This is a genomic window from Candidatus Pelagibacter ubique HTCC1062 (assembly GCF_000012345.1).
Taxonomy (GTDB): domain Bacteria; phylum Pseudomonadota; class Alphaproteobacteria; order Pelagibacterales; family Pelagibacteraceae; genus Pelagibacter; species Pelagibacter ubiqueversans.
On the sequence record NC_007205.1, the window covers coordinates 1,157,740 to 1,174,219 of the forward strand.

Below are 16,480 nucleotides of genomic sequence, written 5' to 3' on the forward strand. Positions count from 1 at the left end.
TTCAAAATATTATTTACATAGAAGCGTCAAAGCCAAAATGCTTGATCGCTAATTTGCTGATGATTCCTTGTTTTCTAGCAGTGTTAATTGCTTTGTTGAAATCTTTAAGAAGTTTTGCATCTCTTGTACCGATTGCATCATCTCCACCTTGTCTAATTCCAACACCAACACCATTACCAAAAGCACCACCTGAAAAAGTAGGTCCAACTAATACTACTGGTTTTCCTGATTTATCCGCATAATCAGTGAATGCAACAGCTGCAGCTAATGCAACATCACATCTACCAGAAGTTAAGTCTAAGTTTACTTCATCTTGAGTTTTGTAAGTTCTAACATTTACTTTACCTACATCACCCGACTCTAAAAAGTTTTGGTGAATAGTTCCAGTTTGTGTACAAACAGTTTTTCCAGCAAGTGCAGCAGTTAAAGTCTTAAGAGTTTTCTTAACAGCACTTCCACCTAAAGTTAAATTAATACCTTCTGGTGTATCCATGCTCTCTAAACTTGAACCTTTCATTACTGCAAGGGCTGCAACTTCGTCTGCATAACCTTGTGAAAAAGTAATTGTTTTTTGTCTTTCAGCAGTAATTGACATTCCTGCCATGATCGCATCAAACTTTCTCATTAACAAAGCTGGAATCATTCCATCCCAATCTTGTTCAACGATAGTACACTCACGACCCATGATTTTGCATAGCTCTTCTGCTAACTCAACCTCAAAACCAATAAGAGCACCTGAAGCATCCTTAGAGTTCCATGGTGGGTAAGCACCTTCTGTTCCAATCTTTATTTTATCAGCGTAAACATTTCCGATTAATAATAAAGAAGCAAGAACACTTAATATTGTTTTTTTAAATATATTCATTTTTTCCTCCATATGATTATGAGGATTTATTTCACAATTTTAATAATTTAAAAAGAAATTTTTAGTGATTAATTGATGATGAAAAGTTCCAAGAACAGTCAAAACTTGGGATGTAAACCCTATCCAAAGTTGTATTTCCAAAATTCTTATTGAAAACATCTAACCATTTCTCTACTTGCTCTGGTTTCTTATCTTGGCTACCCACTTGAGCGGTAATTACTCCATTAGGTTTTAATATTCTAATTAATGAGTCCATATTTTTGGCAGCAAGATCAATACAAAACTGATCATCGTTAAGATCTACAAAAATTTTATCGTACTTATCGTCTTCAACAGACTTTATACTTTCAAAAGCATCTCCCCAAATACATTTAACTGAATTTTTCTCAGTTGATTTATTGCCAATGCTTCCAAGGTGTTTATTGCAAACCTCAACTACTTCTGGATCAAGTTCATACCAGTCTATAAAATCAAAACCTTTAGACGTACACTCTCTTGCAACTCCTCCATCACCACCACCAATGATAGCAGCTGTTCCCATGTCTTTATTTAATTTTAAAGCAGCGTTTACAAATGTTGAGCTATACAAAACTTCATCATTTGTTGCGACTTGAATTTCGTTATCAATAAATAATGATTTACCAAATTGTTCTAAATCTAATATTTCAATATGTTGACCTACTTTAGATTTAAAATCCTCTAAAACTTCATTTACAACATACGATTTTTGTAATCCAGGCGAACTGTAAATGTCATGATATAAAGACTTAGTATCCCTATCAAAAGCTTTTGTGACAATTCTCTTATGTTTAAATTCTTTTTTAACAATATCGAGGGCGATAGAAGGACTTACCTTCCCGCATGTGAAAAAATCAAAACTAATAATTCCTTTTTCTGGAAACGTATGAAAACTGATATGACTTTCCGCTAATAAGGCAAGGATAGTAAAACCTTGCGGTTCAAATTTATACTTTGAAATTTCAAGAATTGTAACTTCTGCAGCTTTTGCAATTTTACGAATTACGTTCTCGTAAACTGAAGGGTCATACTCTTGAGTAGTGCCTATGATGTCTAAAGTTATATGCTCGCCTACTTTAGTCATAAAAATTATTCCCTCTTATAATTTTTTATTAATATTAAGTTGCTCGGTTTTATATAGGTGTATTGATAATTTTCAACAATTAATCAATTTTTTGATATTTTACTTAATTAAATTAAAACTGAGTATTAATTAAACTAGCAAATGCACTAGCCCCTTTTGCTAGATTTTTGTTCCAATCATTATCAGCATTTTCATCTGCATTATCAGATATGTATTTAAAACATTTAAATTCAATTTTCTCTAACTTGCAAACTTTTGCAATAGCGTAGGCCTCCATATCAACTACATCAACTTCTATATCTATTTTTTTATTAACAAAACTATCTCCTGTTCCACAAGAATAACCTTCTTTTGATGTAATAATTTCTTTAATTTTATCAAAAGGTGTCTCACCTAATTCAAAATCTAACCCTCTAACATCCATATCTCTTTGATAAAATTTGGTGCATTCAACGATTCCTTTTAACTTAGTATTAATTGCACCTGCAGTACCATAATTGATAATTAGTTTTGGTTTGTAAATATTGATTAACTTTAATGTGTTATAAGTTGCATTAATTTTTCCAACTCCAACATGGTTAAAATAGTCTAATCCAATCGTTTCTTCTTTAATTGCTGCTAGGAATAATTTGTCCATAGATTTTTTTTACTAAAGATATAAATATATTAATATCATGAATTTAAAAGATTATATTAGATCTATTCCAGATTATCCAAAAAAAGGAATTTTATTTAGAGATATTACAACTTTAATTAAAGACGCAGATGCATTTGAAGAATGTATTAATCAAATAATTGAAAGATCAAAAAATTATAAAATAGATAAAATTGCTGCAATTGAGTCAAGAGGATTTGTATTTGCTTCTGCTGTTTCTTATCTTCTTAAAAAACCTTTTATTATGTTTAGAAAGAAAAACAAACTTCCGGCTGAAACTCATTCAGTTGATTTTGAATTGGAGTATGGAACTGCAACTATTGAAGTTCATAAAGATTCAATTGACAAAGATGACTCAGTTTTAATTATAGATGATTTAATAGCAACAGGTGGAACAGCTGAAGCAGCAGCTAAACTTGTGGAAATGTCTAATGCCAAAATTGCTGCATTTGTTTTTGCAATTAATCTTTTTGACCTAGGTGGATCTGATAATTTAGTTAAAAAAGGTTATAAGGTTGAAAACTTAATGGATTTTCCAGGGCATTAAAGTTTAAAAGGAGATAGAATACAAAAATCAGTATGAAGCTAAGTTTTGATGAAATATTACTACTTGTAAAAGATAAACAATTTAAAGAATCTTTAAAATATATAAACAAACTGATATCTGAAAATGGTGATAATTTTAATTATCTACACTTAAAAGGTACACTAGAATTCAATGTAGGTGAATTTTCAAATGCTATAACAAGCTTTTCATCTGCATTAGAACTAAAAAAAAATGATCATAATATTCATCATTTAAGAGGTATTACTTATTATAACTTAAACAAATTTAGCGAAGCTAAAAAAGATTTAGAAAAAGCAATTTCATTAGAAAATAATTTTTCTGAAGCTTATTTTTCTCTTGGAGTTTTGTATTTTGAGCATTCTAAAAACACTGAAGCAATAGAGAGCTTTATAAAATCAATTGAAATAAATAAAAATTTTAAAAAACCAATAAAACATTTAATTAAGGCACTAGCACGTACTAATAATATTAAAGAAACAAATTCAAGTATTGTATCTAAACATAATGAATTGAATAAAATTAATCTTTATTATAACTCAACTGAATATTTAGATGATAAAATTATAAGTAATTTTGTAAAAGAAACAGATGAAATTATTGGAAAAAATTTTCAAGATTTAGATTTTAAAGAAACACAAATTTATAGAAGGAATCAAGATTTTCTAAATTGCAGAAGACATAAAAAAGTATTTAATACTTATGATGTCATACCCAAATTTTGTTTCAATTGCTATAAGGTTCAAATCGAACCAGATAACTTAGTAGATTTAATTAAACTCTATATAATATTTGACAACATTATCTTACCAAAAAACAATATAAGAAAATGTATGATCGAAAATAGAGCAAATATTTCAGGAAATTATAAAGGATTAATATATTGTAGTTCCATCGAAGAATCTCAATTAATAGAAAAAAAACTTAACGTAATATTAAAAAATAATTTAAATAAATCAATAGTTTGTAAAATTAAAAGAGGATGCTCTGAATTTGCATTAAAATATCCTAAATATAATAGTTTTGAAAAAGACTCATTAAATTATAAAGAAGATTGGAAAAATTATGAAGCGCTAATCGATAACAAGTACTCACACTTAACTTTTGATAAAAAAACAATACCAACAATCAAAGGTATTTCTTTAAACGATGTATTAATAATAAGAAATTGGATAACTTTTGCTAAAATGAGAGGTGACGATATTCATAAATTAATCACATAATAAATATATTGAACTCAATAAATAAAATTAATTACATTAATAAAGAGACAAAACTACACTAAAGGTTAAAGGTATCTTGCTATAAGTACCCAAGTTCTTTCATTTCTACATAAAACTTAAGCTCAATTTCATCTTTGATTTTTTTATTTAAATTATTTTCCCAATTATTTTTCGGCCCAAGATTAAAAAATTTTTTCTTTGTATCATTTGTGTCGTAAGCATTTTCATCAAAACCACCTTTTTCCTCTAGGTTTTGGAGATAATTAAAACTAGTGGTTTTAATAATGTTTTTATTTTTAATTTCATCTGTTTGGATAGGAGTAAATCTTTTAATAAATGCAATAATTTTATCTAATTCAGAATTTGTATTATTAATTAAATCTTCATATTTTATTAATAGAAAATTTTCATTATTATTTTTCCAAAAATTATAATGTTCATTCCAAGTACCTAAAAGAGTTATTAAGCTACCATTATCTAAATCATCCTCTTTTTCAAATTTCGTAATAATTTTTGGAGCAAATAAAAAATTTTTTGAATCTTCTACAGATTTACTAAAGTGATTTGAAATTGAATTTACTAAATTTCTAGGATCTCGAGTAATGTATATTGTTGCAAGTGTATTTTTTTTACTAGTAAAGCTGTACTGACCAATTTTACAGTTAATATGATGTGTTTTAAAAAATTTTACTTTATTATCTAAATTTATAAAATCTTGCGCAGATTCCCAATATTTTTTAATTTCATGAATATTTTCAAAATCATTTGTAAAATCTTTAAAATACTTTTTACTTGGAAATTGTTTAATTTGATTTAGTAATTCAAATTTAAATACACCATCATTAGTATGCATTAAAGCGGCTATTATAGATCTTACCCATGTATTGCCACTTTTAGGGTAAGATGCTAGCCATATAATCATACTCACTTATAATATTTAGATTAAAAAAATCAATGTTGCTAAATAATTAAAAATTACAGGTTAAGATCATTTTATTAAAAAAATTATAATATTGAAAACTTAATAAATTTTCCAGGGCATTAAATGGTAGCGGGAAGTGGAATCGAACCACTGACCTCAGGCTTATGAGTCCTGCGCCATGACCCTTGGAGCCAACGCATCCTGCAAGAACATCTTCAAAACTCCTTTGTCTCTGCTCTTTTCTTTCTAGACTCAGATTTACATAAACTTAGACTCTAGTCAACTTCTATTGGAGCATTGGAGCATGAGTGGAGCACAGATTTTATATCAATAGAGGTACCAAGTGGATTTCGAAAATTGAAAGTTGTTATGACCCCACCACCCTTTTTTATAAATGGGACTCCTTATATCTATACGTAAATAAGAATGTAAAAATATTATTGCTATTCTTGTAAGAGAAAGTGGTTTTTAAATATCATTAGTTTATTAAACCTAAAATGGACGTCTTTTGATATAAAAAGATACATCAAGTCAATTATAATTTTAAAAATGAAAGTTATAAATAATAAAAAAGGTTTTACCTTAATTGAATTATTAGTGGTAGTTGCCATCATTGGTATTTTATCATCTGTCGGGGTTGTTGCTTATAATGGGTATACAGCTGGGGCTAAAGAATCAGCTTGCAAAGGTAATTTTAGAACCTTAGTTAAATCTGTTTATGAAAATATAATGTGGTGTGAGCTTAACCCAACAATTAATTTTATAGGGGGTAATGATAAACAAGTTTGGGAATATGATTGTAATACTATGTTCGTTGGCGGCATGTCAGTTTCGTCTCAGCTTGGGTACACGACAAATGAAAAAATAGCCCACCTTACTATAACTGAAATTAGTAATCGAGATAGACATAGAGAACCAGACTCAACAATAGGTTCAAGAACAACACTTAACACGATTTCTAATCCCTACACTGGTCGTTATGTTTATGATGACACACCCAGTGAATATTATTATGGAGATAAATATGATATGAGAGGTAAATTATCTCTTAGAAAAAGAGATAGTAGTGGAAATGAATTAAGCAATAATTGGCAGTCAGAGGGACAACTGTATCTAATAACTAGATGTGGTGATAAGGTGATAGAACACGAATTTGATATCTATTGAAAATTTATATGTTTTCTTCTAGATAACGCTATGACCAATTCTCATTGGAGCATGAGTGGAGCAAAAAAAGTTAGTTCCAATCACTAACAGCTTTAACTTATCAAAATTATTAAAAGCTTTCAAATAAAACCCAAAATAAACATAGTATGACTTTGATTACATTAAATATAAGTATATATTTTAAAATTATGACTCAAACACTATTTGAAAAATATGGCGGAAAAAAAACAGTTGGTCAAATTGTTATTAATTTTTATCAAAAGCTTATGGCTGATGAAAATTTAAAAAAATTTTTTACAAATTCTGATATGAAAGTTTTGATTTCACACCAAACTAATTTCATTTCCCAAGCTTTAGGTGGGCCAAAAGAATATACTGGTCTTGATATGAAAACTGCTCATCAAGGCATGAAAATATCTCAAGAAGACTTTAATGGAGTTGCTGGACATCTAAAACAAACCTTGGAAGAACTAAATGTTGAAAGCCAAGATGTTGACACCATCATTGGTGTTGTCGCTCCACTTTCAGAACATATTGTATCAAAATAACAGAATTCATAATTAATAAATTTTGGCAATATTTATTTAATGATAAAAATAAATAATTGGGAAGACTTAATAGCATTAGCAAAAGAACAAGGGCTCACACCTAAGGAAGCATGGGAAAGAATTGAAAAAACAAATCTAAAATTTTTAAATAGAAAAAGTTCAGCAGAAAAAGAACTTAAAAAAGGAACAAGAGTACAAAAACTAATGTTTCCAAAGAATAATGAGGAAAATATTCTTTTAGCAAAAAATGTACCTTCTTTGGATGTTTCTGGTGATTTTTATAATTTTAAAAATATAGGAGATAAAATCTTTTTTACTCTTGGCGATGTTTCTGGCAAAGGAGTGGATGCAGGACTCATTATGGCAAGAGTTACCGCATTGTTTGAAATCCTTGTTGAGGAAAAAAAGAGTCTTATTGAAATTGTGTCATTAATAAATGATAATTTATATAATTTACGTTCAGGAAAATTTTTAACAGGAATATTTGCTGTATACGATAAAAAATCTAAAAATCTTGAATTTATTAATGCTGGCCATTCAGAAAGTATAATTTCAGAGAATAAAAAAATTACTGAACATGTTTCTAGCAAAATTCCGCCGCTTGGAGTTCAGCCTATTAATCTTGATTTAAATAGTGTTTTAAATAAAATTTCATTGAAGGATAAAATTTTTTATATATACAGCGATGGCTTAAGCGAAAGTAAAGATTTTGAAGGAAATGAAATTGAAGCTGAGGGTATAATAGATTTGTTAAATAAGAATAAAGATCACGATATTGCAACACAATTGGAAAATATTTTTATAGAAATTTCCGCGTTTGGTGCATTGCAAAATATGTCAAATGAAGAACAAAGTATAATTAAGGATGATCTTACAATTTTAGCTATTAATGGGAAAAATATTTAATCAATGAAAAAAATTAAAAATGGTTTTACCTTAATTGAATTATTAGTGGTAGTTGCCATCATTGGTATTCTTGCAAGTGTAGGTATTGTTAGTTTTCAAGGTTACACTAAAATGGCAAAGAACAGGGTGCTTGTTGCAAATTGGAAAACAATTTCAAAAGTAATTGAGTTAGAATTAGCTGCTGCAAACAATGGTCTTGATAGTTTTATTGCAGAATATGATGAAGATGGAAATATGGTTAGTGAAAAAATGGATGGAAATACAACTTGTAATAATTTTGCATTTTCAGTCCAACAACATTTTAGTCATTTTAAAAACCCATACAATCTAGAATGGGAGTCTGTAACAGTTGATACATTAGCGCAATCACAACATAGGAAAGGACAAATTCAATTAGTGTGCTATTCACATTTTGCAAGTTTCGGTGACGGTGGAGGATGTCCTATTTCATCTGATGCATGTAGATTGTTGTTGATTGCTTATAAAGAAGATAGAGGACGATGGAATACACCTGATGGAAAGTGTGATAATACAATTGTTTCAACCACTGGTGATGGCTGGCAACGTAATAAGAGAGAATTTGTAAATGATTGTTATAATCAAATACTTGTAGGTGGAGACCAAAGAGAAAGTCAAGCTCAAGCACAATCTGATTGTGGTTGGGATTCAAGTATCCATGGCTCTTGGGCAGTAAATCAAAATAGTATCAGAGATGAAGCAGGTGGAAAATGTTCAGGTTCAAGTGGAACACCTTGTTCTTAAATTTTTAATTAATCTGTTATCTAACACGTGCTTCTCACTTGTTATTTCTTCTTCTAGATAACGCAATGACCAATTCTCATTGGAGCATGAGTGGAGCAATTAATATTTGAAAATGTTCAACCTTAAATAAGGCTTGTTAATTGGTAGCGGGAAGTGGAATCGAACCACTGACCTCAGGCTTATGAGTCCTGCGCTCTAACCGACTGAGCTACCCCGCCACTTAATTCTTGATGATTTATAATAGGTTTTTAATTTAGATCAATCAACTTTTGATCAATATGATTATTTTATAACCACTATAAAAGTTGAAAAAAGAGTTAATGCTAAAATTACTGAACTATAAAAAACGATTTGTCTTTTAGTTTCGTTTTTCTTATCTATTTTTACTCGGTTCAATAATTTATTGATGTCTACAATTCTCTTTTGATCAATATACTGTACTGGAATAGTTTTTTTATGAACTTTTTTTTCACTGGTATGTTTTCTGTCATGAAAATAAGTTTTTTGCATGAGATTATTTAACCATCAATTATTAAACTCGGCAACTAAAATTATAACAATCTAGCACGTTTATCTTTTAGGGGAGCGATCTCTACTAGTGCTGGTAATTTCTGTTTAGCAACTTCAATATATAGGTTCATTTTTGAAAGTTCTTCATTTGAATGTATTGAGCTTACATATCCAAAAGACAAGTTTTTTTTATAATTAAAGGAATAATTGCCGGATGTTGTTCTCCCAATAATCTTATCTTCTAGATAAATTGGCTCTTCATGTAGTAATAGAGGTGTGCCTGGCTTACTATCTTTAAGTGACAGTATAATAAATCTTCTATTTAGCTTTTGATCTTTTATTTTTAATAAGCTTTCTTTACCAATAAAATTGGTTTCTTTTTTATAGCTTATTGCAAAATTTAATCCTGCCTCGTATTGGTTTTCTTCAGGTGAAATATCATGACCCCAATGTAAAAAACCACTTTCCATTCTCATAGTATCCATTGCATGAGAACCACAATGAGATAAATTATGATTTTTTCCCTCTTCAATAATTAATTGATAAATTTCTTTAGCATCTTTATTTTCAATATAAAGTTCAAATCCTAACTCACCCACATAAGATAATCTTTGGGCCCAAATTTTTTTTGAACCAAGCGTTACAAATTTGCCATAACCAAATTTAAATGTTTCATTGCTAAAATCATCATTTGAAATTTTTGAAATTAAATTTCTACTTTTTGGTCCAAAAATTCCCAAACAAACAAGATCATCCGTAATATCTTTAAATTCTAAATTAGGTGATAAATGTTTTAAAATATGTGCTTTGTCGTGAGTTCTTGTTGCAGCTGAGCTTATTATTCTAAAATGATTTTTATCAATACAAATAACTGTTAAGTCTGTTTCAATTCCTCCACCCTCATTTAACATTTGGGTGTAAGTTGATCTTCCTATTTCATTTTTAATATTTGCTGTACATATTCTTTGTAATTCACTGTGTGCATTTTCTCCTTTTATTTCATATTTAGAAAAAGGAGAGAGTTCAAAAAGACCAACATTGGTGATTGTATTTTTTGTTTCAAATTCAACTGAAGGGTACCAATTTTGATAATCAAAACTATATTTGTATTCTGCTTTTTCATTACTTTTTGCATACCACATCGGTCTTTCGTATTCACCTGATACACCAAAGCATGCTCCCTCTTTTTTTAACTCTTCATGATAAGGTAAAAGTCTTTGATTTCTTGATGTGTTATGTTGTTTATAGGGCCAGTGCATTCCATATAAATCACCAAGAGTTTCCGTTACCCTTTCCATAATAAATTTTTTAGATGAATGAAATTTTTGAAATCTTTTAATATCGAGTGAAAATAAATCTTCATTCATATATCCATTAATCATCCATTCAGCAGTAACTCTGCCCGCACCCCCAGAACTTGCGATCCCAATGCTATTAAATCCACAACACGTAAAAAGGTTATTCACTTCAGGAGTTTCTCCTAAAAGATATTGCGTGTCAGGGGTAAAAGATTCAGGCCCTGAAAAAAATTTTCTAATTCCAGCAGTTTCTAACATGGGTAATCTTTGAAATGATTTTTCAAGATAAGGCTCAAAGTGATCAAAATCATCTGGAAACTCTCCAAAAGAAAAGTCCAGTGGCACCACTCCTTTGTCTTTAAATGCAGGTTTTGCATTAGGTTCAAATATTCCAACTAACATTTTCCCAGCATCTTCTTTTAAATAAAGACAGGAATTATAGTCTCTCAAAACTGGTAAGTTTTTAGGTAATTTATCTAATGGTTCTGTGATTATGTAAAAGTGCTCATTTGGATATAATGGAATACTTACACCAATATCTTCTCCAATTTGCCTCGACCACATCCCAGTTGCAATTACAACGTATTCACAATCAATTTTGCCAAATTTAGTTTGAACACCAACAATTTTTTTGTCTTTAACCAATATTTTTTCAACAGGAGTTTTCTCAAATATCTGAGCCCCTTCCATCTTTGCAGCTTTAGCTAATACATTAGTAACCCCTATAGGATCTGCCTGACCATCTTCTGGCATATAAACTCCACCTAAAATGTCATCATCATTTATAACGGGATAGAGTTCTTTTATTCTTTGTTTATTAACGCTTTCAACATTAACATCAAACAACTGCGCAGCTGTTGCTTGTCTTAATAATTCTTGTAATCTTTCGGGTGTACTTGCAACTGTGATTGCACCATTTTGTTTTAATCCAGTTGATAATCCAGTTTTTTTTTCTAATTCTTTATAAAGATTTAAGGAATATTTTCTAAGCCGTGTAATAGTGGCTGATGCTCCTAATTGACCAACAAGTCCTGCTGCATGCCAAGTAGTTCCTGAAGTAAGTTGATCTCTTTCTAATAATATAGTGTCTTTCCAACCGTATTTTGCAAGGTGATAAGCAACAGAACAGCCAGCAACACCCCCTCCAATAACTACTACTTTAGCTGATTTTGGTAATACGGCTGACATTTATATTTAAACAATATTAAAATTTTTAAATACAAACAACTAAATCTTAATGTTCAGCTCTAAATTTTGAGTGACAAGCTTTACAGCTACTCCACATATATTTTCCAAGAGTTGCCTTCATATCTTCTGCCCCATCAATGACAGACGTTAACTCGATCATATTGCTTGAAGCTTTTGTCATTAATAAATTAAATTCATCTTTATTTTCCCAAATAGAAGGTAAAGCCTCTGTTTTAAATCCTACTTTTGAATTTTCAGGAAAAAGATCAATTAATCTTTTATAATTATCGCTCATTTCAATCATTAGTTTTTTTGCTTCGTCTAAACTTCCATTAGAAGCAAGACCTTGGACTCTTTTGGCAGTTTTGTAATTTTTACTAAAAATAGATTTTCTTTCTTTGATAATCTCTTCAACCGTTTGTTCTGAAAAAGCACTGAAGCTATAAAATAATATAAATATAAAAAATAAAGTGTTTTTAATTAATGTCATAATATGTTTAATTTAAACATGTCTATATTTAACAACATATCAAAATATGGATTACTTGCCAAATTAATCCATTGGCTAACTGCCGCAGGATTACTAATTCAAATACCTTTGGGGTTTTATTTGGTTGATTTAGACTTTGATCAATTTAGGGTTGATATAGAAAATTATCATATATTATTTGGATTAATCCTATTTTACACAACTCTAATAAGGCTAACTTTTAAACTATTATCTCCTACACCAAATTTCAATGACAATGCTTTTCCTGGTCAAAAAGTTTTAGCAAAGTTAAACCACTTTTTTTTATATTTAGCTTTATTAACAATAACTATATCGGGTATTTTTAAGAAATTATTTAATGGTGAAAGTTTAGTTATTTTTTTCAAAAAAGTTAATCTAACTTATAATTTTGAACTCTCAGAACAGTTTTATTCAATTCATGTATTAGCAAATTATGTATTAATTGGATTAATTGCATTACATATTTTAGCAGTACTGTTTCATAAATTTTTATTAAGGGAAAATATTTTAAAGAGAATTTTATAATTTTTAATTATCAAATGCACATCTAAAACCAACATAGATTGCATAAAAGTTCGAGGGTTTATATTGAGCTCCATTAATACTGGTCTTTGAACCTCCATACCACCAGGAGGCCCCTGCTGTTAAAGAGTTATTTTTTTCCTGATCATCGACCCATTCCCACACATTACCACCCATTGCGACTAGCCCATTTATACCTTCTGGTAATGTTGTTACATCAACATGCTTGTCATAATTTAATAAACCTTGGGAGTTCATTTCTTTAGCTATATCTCCACTAGGGTATCTATAAGTTTTATCTTTATCAAATTTATTGGATGCAAATATTTGAGTGTAAGCTGCATAAGACCATTCCTCAAATGTAGGCAATCGGCCATTTATAAATTTGCAATAATTCTCAACTTCAAATCTACTTAGATGAACAGCGGGCTCTAATTCACTATCAGGTTTTTTTCCATAAGGTGTTTTATAATTCCAATTATCACGTTTAACCCAACCAGCACCCCATTCGTAACCTCCACCATTTTTTTCAGCTTCTGTAATGACTTCGTTTTTAATTGTATAATTATTAAACTCCATAATTGTTACTTCATATTTATTTAGTGAAAATTTTCCAAAGTTAATTTTCTCATTTTCAAAACTAAATACTTTAATTGGTAAGATTAATATAAATATCGAGAAATACTTTATAGTTTTGTAAATATTATGCATTTAAGCTTATCGTTGAATAAAATATTTTTTTTATAATTTAGATTAATCTCATTAATTCCGTTAGAAATTTGAAGTGAATTAAAATTTAATAAAGTAGATATATAGCGTTGTTTTATCATTTTTAAATATACGTTTTTCTTAATATTAACTTTAAAGTTAAAGCTAGCAGTACTTTTTTTTATATTAAGCTTAAGTAGTTTTTTCCAAATAAGACTATCTCTTTTAAAAGATTGGTTAAGTTTTTGTTTCATCAAGGAAAATGTGGGTATTTCATTATCTTTTGTATCTAAAGTTAAAATTAAAATAATCCCTCCTACTTCTAAACTAGAGTATGCATAAGTTAAAATTTTCTTAATATCTTTTAGATTAAATAAATGAATAGTTTGTTTAATTAATATTAAATCAAATTTCTTTTTATTATTTCCTAGATATTGAATTGCATTTATTTTTTTAAAACTAATTCTTTTGTCAAAATCTTTGTGATTTTCAATATCAAGTCCAACAGGCTTATTAATTAATTTGAGTTTAGAGGATAACGAACCCATTATCTTACCTCGGCCACAACCAATATCTAGAATTTTTGAGTATTTAGTTAGTTTTTTTTGCTTTAATAAAAAATTATTAAAGGACTGGATATATTTAGCTGATGAAATCCAAGTTTTATTATCCCAATTTTTTATACTTAACATTACCTAATTTAAAACATTTTAACTTATATTTAAATAAAGTATTAGTAACTCATGTTTAAAAAGTTGCATATATTTCTTGGCGCAACTGTTGCAGATGCAGCAGCCCGACCTTTGCACTGGGTGTATGATGAAAAAAAACTAAAATCTTATATTAAAGGAAAAAAAAATATTGCTTTCTTTAAACAAAATAGATCCCCATTCTACTCTATTAAAACAGGTGAAGTTTCAGGATATAATGATGTGGGTCAAGTAATGTTTAAAACATTAACTAAGACCACTAATCATAAAGAGGTTATTAAACTTTTTAAAAAGAATATTGTCAAAAATTTTGGACCAGGGTCAAAATATTGGAAAAATTTATCTTTAAGAAAAAAATACAAAAAGATTAAGTGGAAAACAGCCATGAAAGGTCCATGGATCCATCAAAATATTTTAGAAACTATCAAAAATATTAAATTAAAAAAAACTATCACAGGTGGGACTAAAGTTAACGAGTCTGATGGGTATTGTGCAAGCCTACCCTTTTATTTTTCAAATAATTCTGACCACAAAACAAAACAAATTATAAGAACGGTTGCTAATGGTAAAATTAGCGAACAATTTGCATTGGCAAAACTTAAGATTATTGATTTAGCTGATAAGGGGGACAAGGATCCAGTTAATAGCTTTTTAAGAAAAAATATAAAAAATAAATACTTTAAAAATGTCATTGAAAACATCAAAAAAGTTAAAAAGGTAAAATCAAAACCCCACAATTTTGTTGTAAAGAAATTTGGTAAAGCATGTAGTTATCCAGGTACTTTTAATGGAGGAATACATGCAATCATAACCTCTAAAAGTTTTAAAACTGCGGTTATTAAAACAATTAAAGCTGGTGGATGCAATTGTTCTCGTGCTAATTTTGTCGGTGCTTATTTTGCAGCTTATAAAGGTTTAAAAGGTATTCCTCAGGATTGGATAAAAAAAACAAATCCTGCAAAATCTATACTGAAATTTATTGCTTAAATGCAAAACCCATCCATTAAATACATTTTAAAATTATCTATTCCAATTTTCTTTGCAAATTTGGCTATTCCATTAGTTGGTATTATTGATACTGGTTTAATGGGTAACCTTGGTAACTTATCATATTTATCAGCAACTTCAGTGGCTGCTAATTTATTTTCTATGATTTTTTGGAGCTTTGGTTTTTTAAGAATGGGAACCGTTGGATTGGTTTCACAAGCCTATGGAAAAGAAGATTATACAGAAATATTTAATATTGTTATTCGAAATTTAGTTTTTGTTTTGCTAATTTCATTGATCTTAATTTTATTACAAAGTTTTATATTTAATCTAAGTGCGGGTATTTTTAATTTATCAGACACTACTAGGGAATTTTACCAGGATTACTTTCAAATAAGAATTTATTCAGCGCCTGGTGAGTTAACCCTTTACATTATAACTGGTTTATTTGTTGGATTACAGAAAACTAAAATTTCAAGTTTAGCTGTTGGTCTTTTTTCGATTCTAAATATAATTTTAAGTATTATTTTTGTTTCAAAATTTGATTTAAATATCAAAGGGGTTGCTTATGGGACTTTAGTCTCTGCACTTTTGATATCTACATCTTTTTTAATTTATACATTTTGGTATCTAAATAAAATGTCTAAAATCAATATCAATATTAATGAATTAATAGATCTAAATAAACTTAAAAACATTTTTAATATTAATCTAAATATATTTATTAGAACCATTTTACTAACTTTTTCATTTTTTTGGTTTACTTACCTTGGCAGTCAAATAGGTGAAGATTACATTGCAGCAAATGCAATTCTTATTAACCTGGTCTTTTTGTCTGCTTTCATTCTTGATGCTTATGCATTTTCAACCGAAGGTATGGTTGGTTATTCCTTAGGTAAAAAAGATATAAGCTTGTTTAAAAAAATTGTTAAAAACTCTTTTATTTTAAGCACCCTTACTGGATTAATTATTTCGATAATTTATTTTTTTATTAACAAACACGTCATTACACTAATGTCTGATATTGAAACTATTAGAAATCTAAGTTCTTCTTATGCAGTATGGCTAATACTAATGCCTTTAATTTCATCATTTTGTTATCAATTTGATGGAATATTTATTGGTGCATCACAAACAAAAGAGCTTAGAAATGCCATGATTTTTTCTGTATTTTCTTATCTATTAATGTCTTTATATTTAACAAAATTAATGGGTAATACAGGTATCTGGATATCTTTATGCTTGTTTATGGTGCTAAGGGCTTTATCTTTATTTTATTACCTAGACAGAATTTATTTAAGATTTAGTACCACTAAATAAATACAACTGCC

18 protein-coding genes and 1 tRNA gene are annotated in these 16,480 nt (G+C 28.8%); 9 read left to right on the forward strand and 10 right to left on the reverse strand.

Annotation, left to right across the window (positions count from 1 at the left end; genetic code table 11):
• Window positions 1-13 precede the first annotated feature (13 nt).
• From SAR11_RS06075 to SAR11_RS06085, 3 genes are all read right to left on the reverse strand, one after another.
• Window positions 14-865 carry a transporter substrate-binding domain-containing protein gene (locus tag SAR11_RS06075; protein ID WP_011282222.1) on the reverse strand — a complete coding sequence of 284 codons (852 nt, stop codon included), beginning with the start codon at window positions 863-865 and terminating at the stop codon, window positions 14-16.
• A gap of 61 nt (window positions 866-926) precedes the next feature.
• On the reverse strand, window positions 927-1,967 hold the full coding sequence (speD, locus tag SAR11_RS06080) for an adenosylmethionine decarboxylase (protein WP_011282223.1): 1,041 nt from the start codon (window positions 1,965-1,967) through the stop codon (window positions 927-929).
• Between the two features lie 112 nt (window positions 1,968-2,079).
• A complete protein-coding gene (locus SAR11_RS06085; protein ID WP_011282224.1) occupies window positions 2,080-2,604 on the reverse strand; it encodes a 5'-methylthioadenosine/S-adenosylhomocysteine nucleosidase in 525 nt (174 codons plus the stop codon).
• Between the two features lie 37 nt (window positions 2,605-2,641).
• Between SAR11_RS06085 and SAR11_RS06090 the strand changes: the two genes are divergently transcribed.
• Both SAR11_RS06090 and SAR11_RS06095 read left to right on the forward strand, forming a co-directional pair.
• Entirely contained in the window at window positions 2,642-3,169 is a 528-nt protein-coding gene (locus SAR11_RS06090; protein ID WP_006996677.1) for an adenine phosphoribosyltransferase, read from the forward strand.
• A gap of 32 nt (window positions 3,170-3,201) precedes the next feature.
• Complete coding sequence (locus tag SAR11_RS06095; protein ID WP_011282225.1) at window positions 3,202-4,410, forward strand: tetratricopeptide repeat protein; 1,209 nt, start codon at window positions 3,202-3,204, stop codon at window positions 4,408-4,410.
• A 79-nt stretch (window positions 4,411-4,489) separates the two neighbouring features.
• On the opposite strand, the gene SAR11_RS06100 is transcribed toward SAR11_RS06095, so the two are convergent.
• Complete coding sequence (locus SAR11_RS06100) at window positions 4,490-5,332, reverse strand: sulfotransferase domain-containing protein (RefSeq protein ID WP_011282226.1); 843 nt, start codon at window positions 5,330-5,332, stop codon at window positions 4,490-4,492.
• 549 nt (window positions 5,333-5,881) lie between these two features.
• Here SAR11_RS06100 and SAR11_RS06110 point away from each other — a divergent pair.
• The 4 genes from SAR11_RS06110 to SAR11_RS06125 all read left to right on the forward strand — a co-directional run bounded on the left by SAR11_RS06110 (window position 5,882) and on the right by SAR11_RS06125 (window position 8,715).
• On the forward strand, window positions 5,882-6,499 hold the full coding sequence (locus tag SAR11_RS06110; RefSeq protein ID WP_018414265.1) for a type IV pilin protein: 618 nt from the start codon (window positions 5,882-5,884) through the stop codon (window positions 6,497-6,499).
• Window positions 6,500-6,687: 188 nt separating this feature from the next.
• A complete protein-coding gene (locus SAR11_RS06115) occupies window positions 6,688-7,047 on the forward strand; it encodes a group I truncated hemoglobin (RefSeq protein WP_006996981.1) in 360 nt (119 codons plus the stop codon).
• 39 nt (window positions 7,048-7,086) lie between these two features.
• Window positions 7,087-7,953 (forward strand): PP2C family protein-serine/threonine phosphatase, encoded by an 867-nt coding sequence (locus tag SAR11_RS06120; RefSeq protein WP_041185795.1) that lies wholly within the window; start codon window positions 7,087-7,089, stop codon window positions 7,951-7,953.
• 3 nt (window positions 7,954-7,956) lie between these two features.
• Entirely contained in the window at window positions 7,957-8,715 is a 759-nt protein-coding gene (locus tag SAR11_RS06125; RefSeq protein ID WP_011282230.1) for a pilin, read from the forward strand.
• Between the two features lie 141 nt (window positions 8,716-8,856).
• On the opposite strand, the gene SAR11_RS06130 is transcribed toward SAR11_RS06125, so the two are convergent.
• The 4 genes from SAR11_RS06130 to SAR11_RS06145 all read right to left on the reverse strand — a co-directional run bounded on the left by SAR11_RS06130 (window position 8,857) and on the right by SAR11_RS06145 (window position 12,201).
• Window positions 8,857-8,933 (reverse strand) — tRNA-Met (locus SAR11_RS06130).
• A gap of 64 nt (window positions 8,934-8,997) precedes the next feature.
• On the reverse strand, window positions 8,998-9,225 hold the full coding sequence (locus tag SAR11_RS06135; protein ID WP_006996673.1) for a hypothetical protein: 228 nt from the start codon (window positions 9,223-9,225) through the stop codon (window positions 8,998-9,000).
• Window positions 9,226-9,266: 41 nt separating this feature from the next.
• Window positions 9,267-11,711, reverse strand: a complete 2,445-nt coding sequence (locus SAR11_RS06140) for a GcvT family protein (protein ID WP_011282231.1) — start codon at window positions 11,709-11,711, stop codon at window positions 9,267-9,269.
• Between the two features lie 46 nt (window positions 11,712-11,757).
• Window positions 11,758-12,201, reverse strand: coding sequence for a cytochrome c (locus tag SAR11_RS06145; RefSeq protein ID WP_006996671.1), 444 nt, complete (start codon window positions 12,199-12,201; stop codon window positions 11,758-11,760).
• A 3-nt stretch (window positions 12,202-12,204) separates the two neighbouring features.
• Here SAR11_RS06145 and SAR11_RS06150 point away from each other — a divergent pair, with 3 nt between their 5' ends.
• Window positions 12,205-12,747, forward strand: coding sequence for a cytochrome b (locus SAR11_RS06150; RefSeq protein WP_006996670.1), 543 nt, complete (start codon window positions 12,205-12,207; stop codon window positions 12,745-12,747).
• A 3-nt stretch (window positions 12,748-12,750) separates the two neighbouring features.
• Here SAR11_RS06150 and SAR11_RS06155 read toward each other — a convergent pair whose 3' ends face one another.
• Window positions 12,751-13,455 carry a formylglycine-generating enzyme family protein gene (locus SAR11_RS06155; RefSeq protein WP_011282232.1) on the reverse strand — a complete coding sequence of 235 codons (705 nt, stop codon included), beginning with the start codon at window positions 13,453-13,455 and terminating at the stop codon, window positions 12,751-12,753.
• Window positions 13,431-14,144, reverse strand: a complete 714-nt coding sequence (locus SAR11_RS06160) for a class I SAM-dependent methyltransferase (RefSeq protein ID WP_041185796.1) — start codon at window positions 14,142-14,144, stop codon at window positions 13,431-13,433. The genes SAR11_RS06155 and SAR11_RS06160 overlap by 25 nt, the downstream gene beginning before the upstream one ends.
• Before the next feature lie 51 nt (window positions 14,145-14,195).
• On the opposite strand from SAR11_RS06160, the gene SAR11_RS06165 reads away from it, so the two are divergent.
• Both SAR11_RS06165 and SAR11_RS06170 read left to right on the forward strand, forming a co-directional pair.
• Entirely contained in the window at window positions 14,196-15,149 is a 954-nt protein-coding gene (locus tag SAR11_RS06165) for an ADP-ribosylglycohydrolase family protein (RefSeq protein WP_006996667.1), read from the forward strand.
• Window positions 15,150-16,469 carry an MATE family efflux transporter gene (locus tag SAR11_RS06170; RefSeq protein WP_011282234.1) on the forward strand — a complete coding sequence of 440 codons (1,320 nt, stop codon included), beginning with the start codon at window positions 15,150-15,152 and terminating at the stop codon, window positions 16,467-16,469.
• Window positions 16,470-16,480 lie beyond the last annotated feature (11 nt).